Below are 16,183 nucleotides of genomic sequence, written 5' to 3' on the forward strand. Positions count from 1 at the left end.
CCGCTCGGAGGAGCAGGTTCATCCGGAGCGCATGATGTGCCTGCCAGGGCAGCGCCCAATACACCCATCAACGCCAGGGACTGGAATGACACTCTCGACGCAACCATTGTCTACCCCCTATTCGTGACACGTGAACTTCAGGCCTTTCGCAATCATGGGGCCCGCCATTGAAAGCGTCATCAGGGCTGTTCCGACCATCACTTCCTCTCGAGCCCAGACAATGCCCCGCCTTGTGATGACATGGCGGGGTGGACGGAATGCCAGACTATGAGAGGGAAAGCCGTTCCCGTCTAACTCAGAGTCCGCATCGATGAATGCCGTTCGTGAATCGATCGATCCCGCCGACCGCGCGGGTCCGTGACCGAGCGCGCGGATCCAGGATCGACGCAATGCGTTGATAGTGCAATGCGTTGCTGACACAGCTCGAGCGGAAGCACAAGCCGGCGGGAGGAGCAAGCATGCGGGCTCACTCCTGCCTGATGGGCAGATGAGGGAGAGCAGGCTCGCCCGCACGGGTGGAGCGCCCGTTTACCGCTCAGCCGAGCGGCGCCTCCAGGGCGGCCGGAGCCACGGCCTCGAGCGCGCGGGAGTAGCCGACCAGCGAGGCCGTCGTCTCTCCGCGCAGCGACTTGTTGATGGCCATGGCGGCCTTCGCACCCTCGGCCGCCGCCACGATCACCCACTTCACGTCGTGCGAGGCGTCCCCCACGACCCACAGGCCGGGCACGTTCGTCCCCTCCAGCCTCCCCGTCTTCACCGCGCCCTTCCGGTTGAAAAGGCACCCCAGCCGCTCGGCCAGATCCGCGCGCGGGCGGGTGGGACCATGGAAGAAGAGGGCCCGCCGGAGCACGCGCTCTCCATTGCGCAGCACCACCGCCGCCAGGAGTCCATCCTGTCCCTCGAGCCGAGCCACCCGCTCGCCGCGGACCTGGATGCGGTGGCGCGCCAGGAGGAGGCGATCTTCCTCGCCCAACCGGGAAGGGCCATCGGTGAAGAAGATCACGTCATCGCTCCAGCTGGTCAGGGCCAGCGCCAGCTCCGCCGCCTCGTGACCCCGGCCGTAGGCGGCGAGGGGCTGGCCGCGCACCTCCCACCCATCGCAGTAGGGACAGTGGTGGACGCTTCGTCCGTATAGGGGCTCGATTCCCGGGACGCGCGGCAGCTCGTCCACCACGCCGGTGGCCAGCAGCAGACGGCGACAGACCTTCCGCGAGCCATCATCGAGAATCACCTCGAATGTCGTCTCGCAACGCCGCGCGTCCACCGCTCTGGCCTGTCGCACCTCCACGTCGTAGCGGGCGAGCTCCTCCCGGGCGAGCCTGCGGATTTCCTCGGGCGGGGTGCCGTCCCGGGTCAGGAAGCCATGGGCGGCGTGGCTGGCGCCATTGCGATACTCGCCGCTGTCCAGCACCAGCACCTTGCGGCAGGCCCGCCCCAGCATGAGCGCCGCGCTCAGACCGGCCGGACCGCCTCCCACGACGATGACATCCCACATGGCTTGCGCTCCAGACCCGAGGTGACCCACGCACCCCGCTCCATCAGAGACGCTAGGGTGGGTGGGATTGCCGGAGGAGCGCCGTGCCGGATTCAGAGGCTCGTCCGCTCCAGGACCTGGCGAACCACCGGACGCGCCCCCCGCATTGGACGGAGTCGTCTGAACTGTCAGCGCGAAGGCCTCGGGTCCAGGACGCGCCCGAGGAACAGCACCGCTGCCGTCTCCACGTGCCGGATGAGGAACAGGAACGGGCGGTTCACCTCCACCACCTGGGGCATGCCCCCGATGTGGAACACGCGCGTCGCCGCCGCCGCCTCTGCTCCCTTCTCATCCACCGTGAGCGAGGCGTCGTGCATCAGTCTGCCCGTCAGGGGCTCTCTCGTCGGGGTCATCCCTGACAGGTCCACGTCCGGCTCGAACAGCGCGGAAAGCCCCAGCCGCTCCGCCAGCCCCGTCAGGTCCACGTGCTGGTCGAAGCCGAAGCGAGGCATCCGCAGCACGAAGCTCTCCCACGTCCGCTGTGCCAGCAGCGTCTCCAGGCGCTCGCCGCTCAGCAGCCGCTCGAAGCGCTCGAAGAAACCCGCCTCCGGCAACAGCACCACCATCGAAGTCTGGCGTCCCCGGTAGGGCAGCTCGAGGAGCTGACACCGCGGCCCCCGGGCGTACCCGAAGCACCCCTCCCGGCCCATCATCGGCACCGTCACCTGCTGCCCGTCGAGCAGGTGGAAGGGCGCCTCCCGGGTGTCGTCGTCGAAGGGCTTCTCCCAGCGAGAGCGGAAGTACACCGCGTTGGCCAGCACGTACCGGGTGGCCCTCGGCAGGCCCTCGGGTGGGGCGATGGCCGGGATGCGCCCCCGGGTCTGCTCGTGCACCCACGCGTTGAGGGCCTGGCTTGCCGCTTCCGGCGCTCCCGCGAAATCCACCGGCGTGGGCCTGACGCCGAATGCCTCCGCCAGCTCCGCCACATACTCCTGTCGCAGCGGATGGCCCTCCTGGGGCCAGAAGCCGTTCGCCGACACCAGCGCGAACCCCTCGTCCCCCGCCTGGGGGGAAGACTCCTGGGACGCGGACACGTGCAGCCTCTCGGTGAGGGCTCGTAGGGCGGCGGACAGGAGCGAGGGCTCCGCGGCCCAGTGCAGCGCCCGCCGCAGGGCCGCCTCCGTGTGGCCCCTCGTGCCGCGCAGCACCAGCGCCAGCAGCGTGAAGACCGACAGCGGAGAGAAGACGCGGTTGCCCTCGCCCTCTCTCAGCGCCGCGTACAGCGTGAGGGCAAGCTCCCGTAGAGCCCACGCCGCGTCCTCCGGGGCTCCTGTCACGGCGTCTGGAGGCTCCTGGGCGGGCCCGGCCCCCAGCGCCTGGAGCGTTGCTTCCACGGCCTCGCGGACCTTCGGCTCCCCGTCCGTCCGCCGCGCCTCCGCGCGCCGCAGCAGCTGCGCATCCCGCTCGGAGAGATCACCGAGCGCCCACACCGCCGCCTCGCGCACCCGGGCTTCCGCGTCCTCCAGTCCCGCCACGAGCGCCTCACGCAACGCCGGATCCAGCGTCCCGCCGCGCAACGGACCGATCACCGATAGCACCGCCGCGCGAGCCTCGGGCCCCAGGCCCGGCAGCCGCACCAAGAGCTCCGGCAGCAGCCCGCCCGCCCGAAGCCCCAGGATCCGGAGCTCGACGATGGCGGCTTCCCGCGCGTCCTCCGCCGCCGATTCCAGCTGCCGAGCCAGCCGAGCCAGCGACTCCGCCGTGGGCCGCCGCAGCACCCGCAGCGCCTCGTGCGCCGCGCTGCGGACCCGCGGGTCCTCGTCACGGGAGAAGGCCAGGAGGCGCTCGATGAGCTCTGGCCGCTCCCCCACGACGTGCCACAGGTGCACGTGCGCGGAGTCCTGGACCCACGGCGACTCGTCTTCCAGCGCCTTCACCAGCTCCCGCAGCGCTCCGTCTCCCTCGGGCTTCTGCCGCGCGAGCACTTCCAGCAGGCTGGGCCGGACCCCTCTTTCCGCCTGAGGGAGCACTTCGCAGAGCAGGGCCTCCAACTCGGCGCGCGCAGTGCCCATCCGCCCCACCACCTCCGCCGCCTCCACTTGAAGCATGCCAAGGCCCGTCCGCACGCACTGGAGCAGCACCGGCACCGCCTCCGCCGCGAGGGGCCCCAGCGCGTCCACGGCCCTCACCAGCTCGAGCTTGAGCAGCGGCGGGGCGGGCAGCCCCGTCACCTCGTCGATGCCCTCCCCGAAGGCCGAGTCCGGCAGTCCCAGCAGGCGCACCAGCACGGGCACTACCGCGCGCTCCCCCAGCCGCGCCAGGGTGAGCGCCACCCCTCCTCGCACCACATCCCTCAGTCCCGGGTCCTCCAACGCCGCGAAGAGCCTGGGGACAACGGCCTCCGTCGTGGGGCCGCGCCGGGCCAGCGACGCCGCCGCCCGCGCCCCCACCTGGGGCTCAACATCTATCAGAGCATCCACCAGCGCCTGCGCCACCTCGGGCCTCACGGGCGCGAGTTCCTCGAGCACCTCCGCCGCTGCTTCCCGGACCGCCGCCTCCGCGTCCGTCCTCAGCGCGTCGAGCAGCACCGGCACGGCTTCGTCCCGGAGGCCTGGCACGCGCAATCCGTGGACTGCCTCCGCGCGCAGGGAAGCCCCCTCCAGCTCCAATACCGCCTGGCGCTCTCCCTCCCGCTCGGAGCGCAGGTGCTGCAGCAGTGCCTCGGGCTCGAGCCGTGCCGCCCGCAGGACCTGGACGCACGCCCCGCGCACCCGTGCGTCCGCGTCTCCCAATCCCCGGCGCAGGCCGGCGAGCGCCGCGGGCACCTCGCCCGCCGTCAACAACAGCCGCGCGCCGATGTAGCGCCGATCCGCGTCCGGCCGTTCGAGCAGCTCCACCAACTGCGTGGAGAGCGGCTGACACACATGGCGGGTCACCGTGCTCTCTACCACCTGGAGCAGCTTCGCGACGGTCCGCTGCCGCTCCGGCTCGGGTGCCTCCAGCGCGGCGTTCACCAGCAGCACGAGGGCCGCCGCGTCCCGGCGAATCCGCTCCACCTCCCAGGTGAGTACGTCTCTCAGCTCAACGGGCTGGCTCATGGGCGCCAGCGTGAGCGAGCACCCGTGTCCCGGCAAGGGCCTTCATTTGCCACCCGAGCAAAGTTCATGGCAGGCAAGGCCCATGCAGCAACGACTCGACGGTTTCCGCCGCTTCCACCTCGCCACCGGATGCGCCTTCCTGATCGCGGGCCTCTTCGTCCTCGTCTACCGAGGCCCCGGCGGGCGCTTCACACGCGGTACGCTGGGGGATCTCTTCGTCGTCGGCTTTCTCTATCACCTGCTCAGCCTCTTCTGGCGAGGCCCCGCCGCGGCTCGTGCGGGGGGCCATCGCCGTGCTGGCCCTCGGAATCGACTCCCAGCACCCCGGAGGTCGAGGCGCAGTACGCCTGCCCCATTGATCGTCCCTGCCCCGGCACCACCACGTGCGTGAACGGGCTGTGCCGCGACTGCAACACCCAGCCCTGTTGGTAGCCGGATCTGCTTGGAGCACACCGGGCCCCCTGTGTCAGGTCCGCCGCGTCCAGAACTGGAGGTCCCGTCTCTCTTCAGAAGCTATAGCCCATGCCGAACTGGAAGCTGCGCGGCGGCCCCACCAGGATCGTGGGCTTGCCGAAATGAGGGTTCGCGGGCTCTGTCTCCGGTGGAATGAACCCGTCGTATCCGCCGAAGTTCTTGGTGTTGAAGAGATTGAAGCACTCGGCGAAGGCGCTGATCCGGTTGCCCTTGGAGATCGTGAAGTCCTTCGCCAACCGGACATCCACCTGGCTGAACTGGATGAAGCCCTCCGCCCGGCCTCCATTGGTGCGGAGCACGAACTCGGTGGGACCGAAGCCCTTGGACGCATCGGAGATGGTGTAGGGCAAGCCGCTTCCCAGGGTGATCAGCGTGGACAGCTTGAACTCCAGGGGCAGCCCCACGATGCCGGAGAGCACGAGCCGATGGCGCTCGTCTCTGGCGGTGGGGGTGATGGGGCTGTCCTTGATGGTCGGGTAGTCGAAGTTGAAATCCGACCCACGCTGCCGGGCGACCCCCAAGGTGTAGGCCAGGGAGGCTCCCCACGGAATGACGCCCCCCGCCGAGAGCTCGCTCGAAAAGGGCTTCTCCGCGGAGAGCTGCACGCTGCTGTAGACGGAGGTCCGGTCGTCGACCGAGATGAGGACATTGCCGAAGCCGCCCGGCGTGGGGATGTAGTCGCGGGAGCCTGTCGACAGGCGGTTGGCGGGATAGAAGCCGACGCCATTCCTGCTGCGGATGTGCGTGAGCGTCAGCGAGGTGTTGACCGGGCCAACCCGTTGCCGGAGGCCCGCGCTGAACTGGTCGCTGTACTGCGGCCGGGTGTCGTTCTCGAGCAGGAAGATCTCCGGGGCGGGTGCCACGCCGCTGTTGATCAGCGAATCGAGCCCCTCCCGGCTCAGGTACTCGGGCCGCCAGGCGATGGTCGGCTGCCCGAAGCGGGGGGCGCCGTCCCGCGAGAAATAGAACGTGCGGACCTGGTACTGAAGACGGTACCGCTCGTCCACGCCCGTGTTGAACAGGGTGCGATCGTAGTAGCGCCCGGCGCCGGCGAAGAGAACCGTGTGGCCGTTGCCCATCACGTCGAAGGCCGCGCCGAGCCGCGGCTGCACCGCGCCCAGGAAGACAGGGCGCTGCTTGCCGTTGGTCAGGTAGTTCTCCACCGGGAAGAAGTCGGGCCCATTCGTCCGCGCGACGATGCCGGCGAGTTCCTCCACCGCCGCGCGGACCTCCGCGGGAGTCACGTAGTCGTTGTTCAGGGGGTTGGTCTCGACATCCCACCGGAGGCCCACGTTCAGGGTCAGCCTCCTGGCGATCTCCCAATCGTCCTGGAGGTACACGCCCACCTGCGTGTTGTTGGATGCGACCCTCGGGTCACCGACGCCATAGGAGGCCTCGGCCGGGAAGTCGTAGCCGAGGCCGTTCTCGGCATCCTGGCGGAAGCGGAACACGGGGTTGCCGAACTGCGTGCGCTCGAGCTGGTATCGCTGGAAGGAGAGCTTGGCGCCCGCCTTCACCACGTGCTGGCCGGCCCAATCGAAGTTCGCGAACGTCGTGTCGTTGCGCAGCGTGAACGCCCGCTGGCGGATGTCCTGGCTGGTGTCGCGGCCGCCCAGCCGGATGACGCCCTCGTAGTCCCGCCCGACCACGTCGGTGAGCGTGGCGACCGGGTTGAACCGCGAGTCGAGGTACTGAAACGTGGCCTCGTTCGTCAGCGAACCCAGCCGCAGCTGATGCCTGGCCGAGGCGGTGAGGACATCGTTTCGCACGTCCTCGGCGCTCTCGAAGCTCAACACGCCACCGAAGTTGCGGATGTCGGTCTCCTTCCTGAGGCTGGCGCTGACATCCACGGTCTGGTTGCCCGCCGGCCTCCAGGTCAGCTTCGCGAAGCCGAGGTGCTCCCGGAAGGGGCTGCCGAAGCTGCCCTGGAATTGGCCGAACCGGCTCAGGTTCTCCTCCGTCGGATTGCCGATCGTCACCGAATTCGAGCGGTCCTGCAGGTTGCCCTCATAGGTCACGAAGAAGTGCAGCGTGTCCTTCACCACGGGGCCCCCCAACGCCGCCCCGAACTGGGAGCGCAACAGCTCGGGTCGCTCCAGCTCGCCGCGCAGCAGGGCGAAGTGATCCCGGGCCATCAGCTCCTGGTTCTGGTAGGTGAGGAAGAGGTCACCATGGAGCTCGTTGCCGCCCGAGCGCGTGACCGCGGAGATGATCGCGCTGTTGGCCTGCTCGTACTCGGCCTTGTAGTTCTGGGTGATGACGCGGAACTCGCTGACCGCGAGCTGGGGAAATGGGTTTCCGCGGCTCGCGTCCTGGCCGACCAGCCCGCCTTCGATGACGTTGTTCTTGAGGCTCACGCCATCCACGAACACGTTGGTGCCGCGCGCATCGAGCGCGCCAGACGAGAAGTTCTTGTTGAACTCATCGTTGGAGACGCGAACGCCGGGCGCGAGGGCCGCGAAGTTGAGGAAGTTGCGGTTGCTCTGGGGCAGGTTCGCGATCTCCTCGCGGCTGACGTTCGTGGCGACCTCGGAGGTCGAGCTCTCGGGGGCCTTGCCCTGGACGAGCAGGGTCTCGCCCTGGCCGAGCTCAAGTGCCACGTCCTCCTCGACGTTGATGTTCAGGTCCACCGTCTGGCCGACCTGGACGGAGACCGTGCGGTAGACCTCCTTGCCGCCGGGCCGGGTGACGGTGATGACGTACTCGCCGGGCTCCAGGCCGGTCAGGAAGAAGGAGCCATCCGCGCGCGCGATCCCCTTCGTCGAGAAGCCGCTGTGGGTGTTCACCGCGAGCACGGTCACACCGGTGACCGGCTCGCGGAGCGAGCTGAGGCCGACCCGGATGGCCGCCGTCGTCTTCTGCGCGAGCGCTGGCGCGGCCGCGAGAAGGACGGCGAGTCCCCATGCGCTCCAGACGCGCATGACTCGCGACACCCGCCCACTGGAGACGAGGGCCTTGCGAGCCATGTCCTTGATGATGATGTCCCCTGAGCTGTCCCGCGTGAGTCCGGTCATTTTGCCGCGCCATCTAGACGCTTCCCCACCGGGTGTAAACGGCTTCAAGGTGCGGAAGGTCCCCTCCGCGTGAAGCAGTAGGCTTTTTGAGGCGGTCGCCGGAGGCGGGGCACGACCGGCGCGTGAGCGGGCAACCCGAGCCGTCCGAAGTGCCGAGAGCGGCGCGACGGACGGCTCGGAGGGAAGCACCTTCACGCCCCAGGGGCGCGGGTCGTCACGAGGGCAGGAACACCGCTCGCACGCACCCGTCTTCCTTCTTCTTGAACATCTCGTACCCGCGCGGCGCGTCCTCGAGCGAGAACCGGTGCGTCACGAGGAACGAGGGATCCAGCTCACCCCGCTTCACGTGCTCCAGGAGGCGCGGCAGGTACTTCTGTCCGTGCTGTTGCGCGGTGCGGACGGTGAGGCCCTTGTTCATGATGACGCCGATGGGGAACTTGTCCATCACCCCGTAGACACCCAGGATGGACAGGGTTCCGCCCTTGCGGCAGGCACGGATCGCCTGCCGGAGCGCCTCGCCGCGGTCCGAGTGCAGGTGGAGCGCCTGCTTCGCGCGATCATAGGCGTACTCGGCCCCGGTCCCGTGGGCCTCCATGCCCACCGCGTCGATGCACGCATCCGGGCCGCGCCCACCCGTCAGCTCCTTCAGCAGATCCAGGACGCTGTCGACCTCGGCGTAGTTGATGGTCTCCGCGCCCACCTTCTCCCGCGCCATCTTCAGTCGCTCGGGGAAGCGGTCGATGCCAATCACCCGCTCGGCGCCCAGGAGGAAGGCGCTCTTCATCGCCATCAACCCCACCCCCCCGCAACCCCAGACGGCCACGGTGTCCCCGGGATGGATGTTGCAGAAGTCGGCGCCCATGTAGCCGGTGGGAACGGCATCCGACAGGAAGATGATCTGCTCGTCCGTCGCCCCCTCGGGGACGAGGAAGCAATCATTGTCGGCATGTGGCACCCGGACGTACTGCGCATGCGCTCCCGCGTAGCCTCCGAAGGCATGGGTGTAGCCGTAGATGCCGGCGGTCGCATATCCGAATGCCGGCTCCTGGAGCTCCGCCTTCGGGTTGGTGTTGTCACACAGCGACCAGAGGTCGTGCTGGCAGTACCAGCAGTTGCCGCAGCAGATGAAGGACGGGACGACCACGCGATCTCCCTTCTTCACCTTCTTCACCTCGCGGCCCACTTCGACGACCTCGCCCATGAACTCATGGCCGATGACGTCTCCCTCGCGCATCGTTGGGAGGTACCCGTCGATGAAGTGCAGGTCGGAGCCACAGGTCGCGGACATCGTCACGCGCAGGATGACGTCATGCGGGTTGACGATCTCCGGGTCGGGAACCGTCTCCACGCGCAGGTCGTTGATCCCATTCCAGCAGAGTGCTCGCATCGATGTGTCCTCCTCAGTGGGTGTGGGCGCTCGCGCGGCCGGAGGGGTTGTGCGCGGTCGTCGGAATCTCACCGGTCTCGACGAGGCTCTTGAATCGCCGGAGCGTCGTGAACGCGAGCGTGTCGGGCACGATGCCCAGGAGCTTCACCGCGGCCTCGCCAATCACGCCGCCCGGCGGGTTGAAGCGGAGGTGGAGCGTCACCACGGTGCCCCACTCACCCGGGGCGGGCCGGAAGCTCACCGAGCCATCGTTGGGCAGATCCGCTCCCGGGAGCGACTCCCAGCTCAGGAGCTCGCCGGGGCGCACATCCACGATCCGCGAGTCCCATTCGAGGCCCTTCCCGACCGGACCACGCACCTTCCAATGCTGGCGATCCGGGCCCACTTCGGTGACCTCGGCGAAGTGACCCAGGATCTGCGACAGGTTCCGCGCTTCGCGCCAGGCGCGGTAGAGCTCGTCCGCGGGCTTCCCGATGGTGATGGAGCGCTGCAGCTCGATGGGGCTGGCATCCACTCCGGCTTCGCCCTGTTCGCGACCCTTCGCGGTGTTGATGCCGAGCGCCTGGTAGAGATGACAGTATCCGCGGACGCCCCGGTAGAGGAGCCCACCTCCGACGATCGTCCGGGCCGCCCGGGCCGCCCCACCCAGGGAGCGACGCCCGACTCCGAGCGTCAGGAGCGTCCCGCCGAGCACCGTGGAGGCCACCCGCTCCACGGTGCCGACATTGGTTCTCGAGGAGGAAGGAGCCGGCTCCCGTGGGGCGCTGGCCCCATGTCCTTCCTTCCGGCTCACTGCTCGCTTGCCTCTCGCGCCCGAGGACTCGTCGAGAATTCCCTTACGAGAGGCTCCCTTCTTCGGAACCGGACCTCGCGCGCCACGTGGCGTGGGGGCAAATGGCTCTTGTGACTTCTCTGTCATGGGCAGTGTCTCCTCTGTGCCTGTCTGGAAGACGACGCGGGTCGTTCGTCCGGAGAAGCTTGGGAGACACTCCCAGTGGAACAAGCCCGGTGGTTCACACTCCGCCAGGGAGCGAGCCGCACCTGGGGCGCTCGAGACGCCGGAGCTGCGGCGAGCGGAGGATCGGGCGTTTGCTCGTGCGCGTGCTCAGGACCCCTGATCCAGGAGGGCCGCGATCCGCAGCGGCCCTCCGCTGCCGCCCTTGATCTTCATCGGGAACGCGATGACGGCGAAGCCCTTCGCGGGCAGGCGCTCCAGGTTGGCGACGTTCTCGAAGGCCGGGATGTCGTGTGCGAAGAGCACCTGATGGCTCTCGAAGAGGGTGGACTGGCCGTAGTCGATGCTCGCCGTGTCCAGGCCGATGGCCTTGAGGGAGCGGTTGCCGACCAGCCACCGGGCGGCCTCGGGGTGGAGCCCCGGAAAGTGGAGCTTCGCGACCGCCTCCGCGCCGCGCTCGTCCGTGCCCAGGTAGCTCTTGCGATCGGGCCAGCGCGCGCCATAGCCGGTCCTCAACAGGACGATGGCTCCGTCCGGAATCCGCCCGTGCTCCTTCTCCCAGGCCTCGAAGTCCTCCCGGGTGACCTGGTAGTCAGGGTTCGCCGTGCACTGCCGCGTCACGTCGATGAGGATGGCCTCTCCCATCAGCTTCTCGAGTGGGATCTGGTCGACCGAGGGATGCCCTTCCGCGAAGTGGATGGGCGCGTCGAAGTGCGTTCCGCCGTGCTCGGCCGAGGAGAAACTGTTGGCGGCATAGAAGTAACCCTGGGGCGTGTGCCCGTAGGCCTCTTTCTTGAGCTGGAAGCCCTCCTCCGTGGGCCAGAAGATGGTCTGCTCGTCGAACGGATACGTCATGTCGACGACCGCTCCCGAAGGGAAACGGGGGGCCGTCGTCGCGCAGGCGCAGACCACGAGGGGAAGGACGAGCAGGAAGGGTGAACGATTCGTCATTCGTGCACTCCGGCTGGGGGTGAAGCGCGGAATGTACTATGGAGCGCCCCGGCAGATGTCCTGGCAGGGGCCCGACGATCCATGACGAACCACCGCTTTTCTCCCGCGGAACGAGAAGCCGTCTACCGTGCGATCAGTGAGCGCCGTGACATGCGCCACTTCCGGCCCGAGCCCATCGATCAGGAGATCATCGCGCGTCTTCTCCATGCGGCGCACCTGGGGCCGAGCGTGGGCTTCATGCAGCCGTGGCGCTTCATTCGCATCACCGATGGGGCACTCCGGAATGAGATCGCGGAGATGGTCGAGCAGGAGCGCCTGCGTACCGCCGAGGCGCTGGGCCCGCGCGGCGGGGAATTCATGCGCCTCAAGGTCGAGGGCATCAGGGAGTGCCCCGAGCTCTGGGTCGTCGCGCTGACCGATCAACGTGAGCGCTATGTCTTCGGCCGGCGGACCATGCCCAACATGGACCTCGCCTCCGCGAGTTGCGCCATCCAGAACCTCTGGCTCGCCGCGAGGGCCGAGGGGATTGGCATGGGTTGGGTCTCGCTGTTCGAGCCAGCCAGACTGGCACGGGTGTTGGGGGCACCGGAGGGCAGCGAGCCGATCGCCATCCTGTGCCTCGGCCATGTCGATGCCTTCTATGAGCGGCCGATGCTGGAGCTGGAGGGATGGGACTCGCGCCGGCCGCTGGAAGAGCTGGTCTGGGAGAACCGGTGGTCGAAGTGACGGAGGACGCGCCCGGCTAGAACGAGCCCATGCCCACCAGCCCGAACGTGCGCCTCATGGACCCCTGCATGCCGAGGAACAGCCCGGACAGCACAGGCCCCGTCCGCAACGTGGCCGTGGCCGTGGTGGAGGTCCGCAGGGTCATCCACTGACGGCTGAACACGGCACGCACATCGAAGCGCTCGCGCCGCACGCACGTCTCGAGATCCGTCCAGATGTACGGCTCGGCGTGGTTGGAGTGAACCCCCAGGGCCACCTCGAGCCAGGCCAGTCGGCCCCGCAGCGTGGCCCACCGCGAATCGAGCAGGAGTCCCTCGGGGCCACGCGCGGCCGAGCCCCCCACCTCGAGCTGATCGATCCGGCCATCGAGCACCGGAAGCCGCAGCCATTCCGGCAGGAGCAGGCGCGCCCCCACGTCCGCGCGTGCGTTCTTGAAGTAGGGCTCGGTCTGCAACCGCACGGACGCGTGGAGGCGTCCCTGGAACAGGGTGCCGCGAACCTCGGGCGTCAGCCCCAGGGATTGCGCACGCGCGGTGCCGAACTGGTAGGCCAGCCCGAGCCCCGCCACGCCCGCGGCGATCACCGCGGTCGTCTCCTGTCCGGGCAGGCGTTCGAGCCAGGGGCGCACGGCGGCCTGGATCGGGCTCTGGGGCCCACTGAGCCAGGGGCCCAGGTCACGTACCCGGAAGCGTTCCCCCTCGGGACCGAGCTCCAGGAAGCTGGCGAGACGGCCTCCCGCGGGGATTTCCGACAGGGTGACGTCCTGCGTCGCGAGGGAGAAGGCGTCCCGGGCCTCCCGCTGCTCATGCATCCCGGGCGGAATGAACGCCCAGGCCCGCGCACGCACGGCGAGTGAGAGGGACGGCACGGTGAAGCCCCCCTGCAGGGCACGCCCCGGATCCGCGAAGTACCAGAGGAGCTCCTCGAACGCGGGGCGATCTGGCAGGTCCGTGGGCGGAACCATCCGCTGGTGCAGCTCGAGGGGCTCCGCGGCGGCCGGGAGCACCCGGAACGCCACCATGAGCGCCACTGCCCATGCAGATGCACACCGGCCCATTGGAGGTAAAGGTGGGCACCTTCCCTCCTGGCCGCAAGGAAGCTCCCTCCCTGGAGGCCGGCGAGGTGCCCACTTCATGTCATTTCCCGGTTCCCATTTTCCGGGCCTCGGCCAGTCTCTCCTCTGAAGGAGAGCGCCCTGAGCCCGACAACCCCACAACGACACGTCAGCGGAGGGTCACGGCTTGGATGACGCCTGGCTGGCCCAGCTGTACGCGCAGTATGGATTCCTCGTGCACCGCCGCTGTCTTCAGCTGCTGCGCCGACCCGAGGACGCGGAGGACGCGCTCCAGGAGACCTTCCTGCGGGTGAAGCGCCATGGCGCCCCGCGCGAGAGCGGCGCCACCCTCGCATGGCTCTACACCATCGCCCAGCGCTGCTGCTTCGATCTGATGGAGCGCAGCGGCCGGGAGCCGCCCGCCGAGGAGTCGCAGCTCGCGGCCCTGGAGCAGCGGGGTGAAGGCTCACCAGCGGACGCCGACCGCCGGGCGATGCTCGGCCTGGCGCTGCGCCAGCTCGACGGCAAGACACGCACCATTGGCGTGCTGCACTTCCTGGACGGCTACACCCAGGAGGAGGTCGCCACGCGGACCGGCTACTCGCGCCGCACCATCGGCAAGAAGCTTCAACAATTCGAGGATCGCATCCGACAGCTCTGGCAGGCGCGCGCCGGCCTCGAGGAGACACGATGAGCACCACTCCCCTGCCCCCTTCTCCTCGCGGCTCCCACTGTCCGCCGGCCGCCCTGCTCGAGGCGATGAGCGCTGGCGAGGCCGCCCCCGAGGCCACGCGCACCCACGTGGAGGGCTGCGCCGACTGCCGCGGCCAGCTCGAGGCGCTCACCACCGCTCGCGAGGCCTTCGTCCGCGCACGTCCCCCCGAGCTCTTCCTGCGCCAGCTGGAGCGGCGCGCCGCCGCCAGGCCACGCCCGGGCCCGCGCTGGCTGCTGCCCGTGCTCGGCGCCTGCGTGCCGCTGCTGGCCCTGCTGGTGCTCGTGCCGCGGCTGGGAGGAGAGGATGGAGTGCTCCTGAAGGGAGGTGCGTTCCGCGTGGTGGTCTCGCGCGCTGGAGGCACCCCGGAGCTGCTGGGCCCCGACGCGCAGGTCCGGACGGGTGACGCGCTGCGCTTCTCCTACGAGGCACAGGAGCCAGGGCACCTGCTCGTACTCGAGCTGGATGGGAGGGGCGCAGCGAGCGTCTTCTACCCGCATGGCTCGGCCACCTCCGCGCCCCAGCCAGCCGGGCAGCGCGACTTCCTTCCCGGAAGCGTGGTGCTCGACGACGCGCCCGGCCCGGAGTGGCTCCTCGCCGTCTTCTCGCCCCGCCCGCTCCAAGCCGCGCCCCTGCTGGAGACCCTGCGCGCGCAGGCGGGACGCGCCGAGCCCACCCTCTCCTGCCCCGACTGCAGCGTGAGTATGCTCCGCCTCCAGAAGCGCCCATGACTCCACCCCGCCCGCTCTGGCTGTTTCTCGCGGCGCTGCCGCTGCTCCTCTGCCCCCCGCGAGCCGCCGCGGCCACCGTCCGCCTGTTGGTGGCCATCGGCGCCAACGTGGGAGATCCCGACGACGCCGTGCTCCGCTTCGCGGACGATGACGCCGGACGCGTGCGGCAGCTCTTCGTCGAGCTGGGCGGGGTGCGCGCCGATCGTTCCTATCTGGTGGTGGATCAACCCGCCTCCGTGGTGCGCCAGCGGCTGGCCGAGGTCACCGGCCGCATCGCCGAGCTGCGCGCCTCGGGTGATGACGCGGTGCTCATCGTGTACGTCTCGGCCCACGCGAAGGGCGGCGTGCTGCACCTGGGCGGAACGCACCTGCCGCTCGCCGAGCTGCGTGACAGCACGCAGAAGTCGGGTGCGCGGCTCAGCGTGCTCCTGGTGGACGCGTGCGAGAGCGGCACCCTGGCGCGGCGCAAGGGAGGCCGAGCCGGGCCGGAGTTCGCGGTGTCGCTCGAGCAGATTCCGCTGCACGGCCAGGTGGTCATCTCCTCCAGCGGCCCGGGCGAGAGCTCCGAGGAGTGGGACTCGCTCAAGGGCTCGCTCTTCACCCACCACCTGCTCACGGGTCTGCGCGGGGACGCGGACGTGGAGGGAGACGGGCGGGTGTCGCTCGCCGAGGCGTACGCCCACGCCTACCGGCGCACGGTGGCGGGGGCCGCCGGCGCGGGTCAGCACCCGGCCTATGCCTGGGAGCTGTCGGGCACCGGGGAGCTCATCCTCACCGAGCCCCAGGCGGCCCGCAGCGCGCTCGTCTTCCCCGCGGCGCTCGCCGGCCGCTACGTGGTGGCGAGCCAGCCGCGGCCAGACGTGGTGGCCGAGGTGGAGAAGGCACCGGGGCGCCCCTTGCGCCTGGCGGTGCCACCGGGCCGCTACCTCTTGCGCAAGCGCGCGGGCGCGAGCACCGGCCTGCTCGAGCTGGAGCTGCCCTACGGAGGTGAGCGCCTGGTGCGCGAGGAGGAGCTGAAGTGGCGCCCCTACACGGAGGTGGCGCTCAAGGGTGGCCACGTGGAGTTGCGCGGCTCGGCGCTGCTGGGGTTCGCGCGGATGGAGAGCGCACCGGTGCGGGGCACGGGAACACGCCTCGCCGCCGGGCTCGGCTACCGTCACAGCTGGGGCTCCTGGTGGGCGCTGGGCACCGTCAGCTTCAGCCAGGCGGGCTACCCGGCCGTGGAGCTCGAGGTGCGCGAGCGCGCCCTCGGTGCCGGGGTGACCGCCGGCTACCGCTGGTTGGAATGGGCGCTGGTGCCCTACGTGGGGTTGAGCGTGGAGCTCACCGGCCTGGAGCAGCGGCTGCGGCGCGAGCGGGAGGAGGAGATCGAAGACACCTTCGGTGTCGAACCCCTGCCGCCCCGCCGGGCACTGGGCCTGGGCATGGGTCCAGTCGCGGGCGTGGAGGTGCCACTGCCCGGTCAGGCCTTCGCGCTCCTCCAGGCGCAGTTCCTCCTGCGCTACCTGCCGAGCACGGAGCAGCCCGCCCTGCTCCCCGCGGCGCACGTCTCCGCGGGCGCTGGCTGGCGCTTCTAGCGAAAAAGCGCGGTTCCCATTTTCGGACGC

The 16,183-nt window shown here is 69.6% G+C and carries 12 protein-coding genes; 4 read left to right on the top strand and 8 right to left on the bottom strand.

The genetic code is table 11. The annotated features are described in order from the left end of the window. Positions 1-535: 535 nt before the first annotated feature. The 7 genes from JQX13_RS42270 to JQX13_RS42300 all read right to left on the bottom strand — a co-directional run bounded on the left by JQX13_RS42270 (position 536) and on the right by JQX13_RS42300 (position 11,353). Positions 536-1,495: an NAD(P)/FAD-dependent oxidoreductase gene (locus JQX13_RS42270; protein WP_203405076.1), complete on the bottom strand. Its 960-nt coding sequence runs from the start codon at positions 1,493-1,495 to the stop codon at positions 536-538. Between the two features lie 167 nt (positions 1,496-1,662). Next, entirely contained in the window at positions 1,663-4,572 is a 2,910-nt protein-coding gene (locus JQX13_RS55710; RefSeq protein ID WP_203405077.1) for a serpin family protein, read from the bottom strand. Between the two features lie 64 nt (positions 4,573-4,636). Further along, positions 4,637-4,810, bottom strand: a complete 174-nt coding sequence (locus JQX13_RS42280) for a hypothetical protein (RefSeq protein ID WP_203405078.1) — start codon at positions 4,808-4,810, stop codon at positions 4,637-4,639. A 268-nt stretch (positions 4,811-5,078) separates the two neighbouring features. After that, positions 5,079-8,060, bottom strand: a complete 2,982-nt coding sequence (locus JQX13_RS42285; protein WP_203405079.1) for a TonB-dependent receptor — start codon at positions 8,058-8,060, stop codon at positions 5,079-5,081. Positions 8,061-8,274: 214 nt separating this feature from the next. Further along, entirely contained in the window at positions 8,275-9,447 is a 1,173-nt protein-coding gene (locus JQX13_RS42290) for a zinc-dependent alcohol dehydrogenase (protein WP_203405080.1), read from the bottom strand. A 13-nt stretch (positions 9,448-9,460) separates the two neighbouring features. Then, positions 9,461-10,240, bottom strand: a complete 780-nt coding sequence (locus JQX13_RS42295; RefSeq protein ID WP_203405081.1) for a YgaP-like transmembrane domain — start codon at positions 10,238-10,240, stop codon at positions 9,461-9,463. A 312-nt stretch (positions 10,241-10,552) separates the two neighbouring features. Further along, positions 10,553-11,353: a cyclase family protein gene (locus JQX13_RS42300; protein WP_203405082.1), complete on the bottom strand. Its 801-nt coding sequence runs from the start codon at positions 11,351-11,353 to the stop codon at positions 10,553-10,555. Between the two features lie 81 nt (positions 11,354-11,434). On the opposite strand from JQX13_RS42300, the gene bluB reads away from it, so the two are divergent. Beyond that, positions 11,435-12,079, top strand: coding sequence for a 5,6-dimethylbenzimidazole synthase (gene bluB / locus JQX13_RS42305; RefSeq protein ID WP_203405083.1), 645 nt, complete (start codon positions 11,435-11,437; stop codon positions 12,077-12,079). Between the two features lie 16 nt (positions 12,080-12,095). Here the strand turns inward: bluB and JQX13_RS42310 are convergent, their stop codons facing one another. Beyond that, positions 12,096-13,100 carry a hypothetical protein gene (locus JQX13_RS42310; RefSeq protein WP_239014184.1) on the bottom strand — a complete coding sequence of 335 codons (1,005 nt, stop codon included), beginning with the start codon at positions 13,098-13,100 and terminating at the stop codon, positions 12,096-12,098. 220 nt (positions 13,101-13,320) lie between these two features. Between JQX13_RS42310 and JQX13_RS42315 the strand changes: the two genes are divergently transcribed. The 3 genes from JQX13_RS42315 to JQX13_RS42325 are packed head-to-tail and all read left to right on the top strand — an operon-like array spanning position 13,321 to position 16,153. Then, entirely contained in the window at positions 13,321-13,827 is a 507-nt protein-coding gene (locus tag JQX13_RS42315) for an RNA polymerase sigma factor (RefSeq protein ID WP_203405084.1), read from the top strand. Then, the gene (locus JQX13_RS42320; protein WP_203405085.1) at positions 13,824-14,576 is read left to right on the top strand and encodes a DUF4384 domain-containing protein; all 753 of its coding nucleotides are present in this window, start codon (positions 13,824-13,826) and stop codon (positions 14,574-14,576) included. The genes JQX13_RS42315 and JQX13_RS42320 overlap by 4 nt, the downstream gene beginning before the upstream one ends. Continuing rightward, positions 14,573-16,153, top strand: coding sequence for a hypothetical protein (locus JQX13_RS42325; protein ID WP_203405086.1), 1,581 nt, complete (start codon positions 14,573-14,575; stop codon positions 16,151-16,153). The genes JQX13_RS42320 and JQX13_RS42325 overlap by 4 nt, the downstream gene beginning before the upstream one ends. Positions 16,154-16,183: the final 30 nt, after the last annotated feature.

The organism is Archangium violaceum, from assembly GCF_016859125.1.
GTDB lineage: Bacteria > Myxococcota > Myxococcia > Myxococcales > Myxococcaceae > Archangium > Archangium violaceum_A.

Excerpts from the sequence above, each read along its gene's own strand:
- JQX13_RS42270 (WP_203405076.1), bottom strand. The coding sequence starts at position 1,495 with ATGTGGGATGTCATCGTCGTGGGAGGCGGTCCGGCCGGTCTGAGCGCG.
- JQX13_RS55710 (WP_203405077.1), bottom strand. The coding sequence starts at position 4,572 with ATGAGCCAGCCCGTTGAGCTGAGAGACGTACTCACCTGGGAGGTGGAG.
- JQX13_RS42285 (WP_203405079.1), bottom strand. The coding sequence starts at position 8,060 with ATGACCGGACTCACGCGGGACAGCTCAGGGGACATCATCATCAAGGAC.
- JQX13_RS42290 (WP_203405080.1), bottom strand. The coding sequence starts at position 9,447 with ATGCGAGCACTCTGCTGGAATGGGATCAACGACCTGCGCGTGGAGACG.
- JQX13_RS42300 (WP_203405082.1), bottom strand. The coding sequence starts at position 11,353 with ATGACGAATCGTTCACCCTTCCTGCTCGTCCTTCCCCTCGTGGTCTGC.
- bluB (WP_203405083.1), top strand. The coding sequence starts at position 11,435 with ATGACGAACCACCGCTTTTCTCCCGCGGAACGAGAAGCCGTCTACCGT.
- JQX13_RS42310 (WP_239014184.1), bottom strand. The coding sequence starts at position 13,100 with ATGGTGGCGTTCCGGGTGCTCCCGGCCGCCGCGGAGCCCCTCGAGCTG.
- JQX13_RS42320 (WP_203405085.1), top strand. The coding sequence starts at position 13,824 with ATGAGCACCACTCCCCTGCCCCCTTCTCCTCGCGGCTCCCACTGTCCG.
- JQX13_RS42325 (WP_203405086.1), top strand. The coding sequence starts at position 14,573 with ATGACTCCACCCCGCCCGCTCTGGCTGTTTCTCGCGGCGCTGCCGCTG.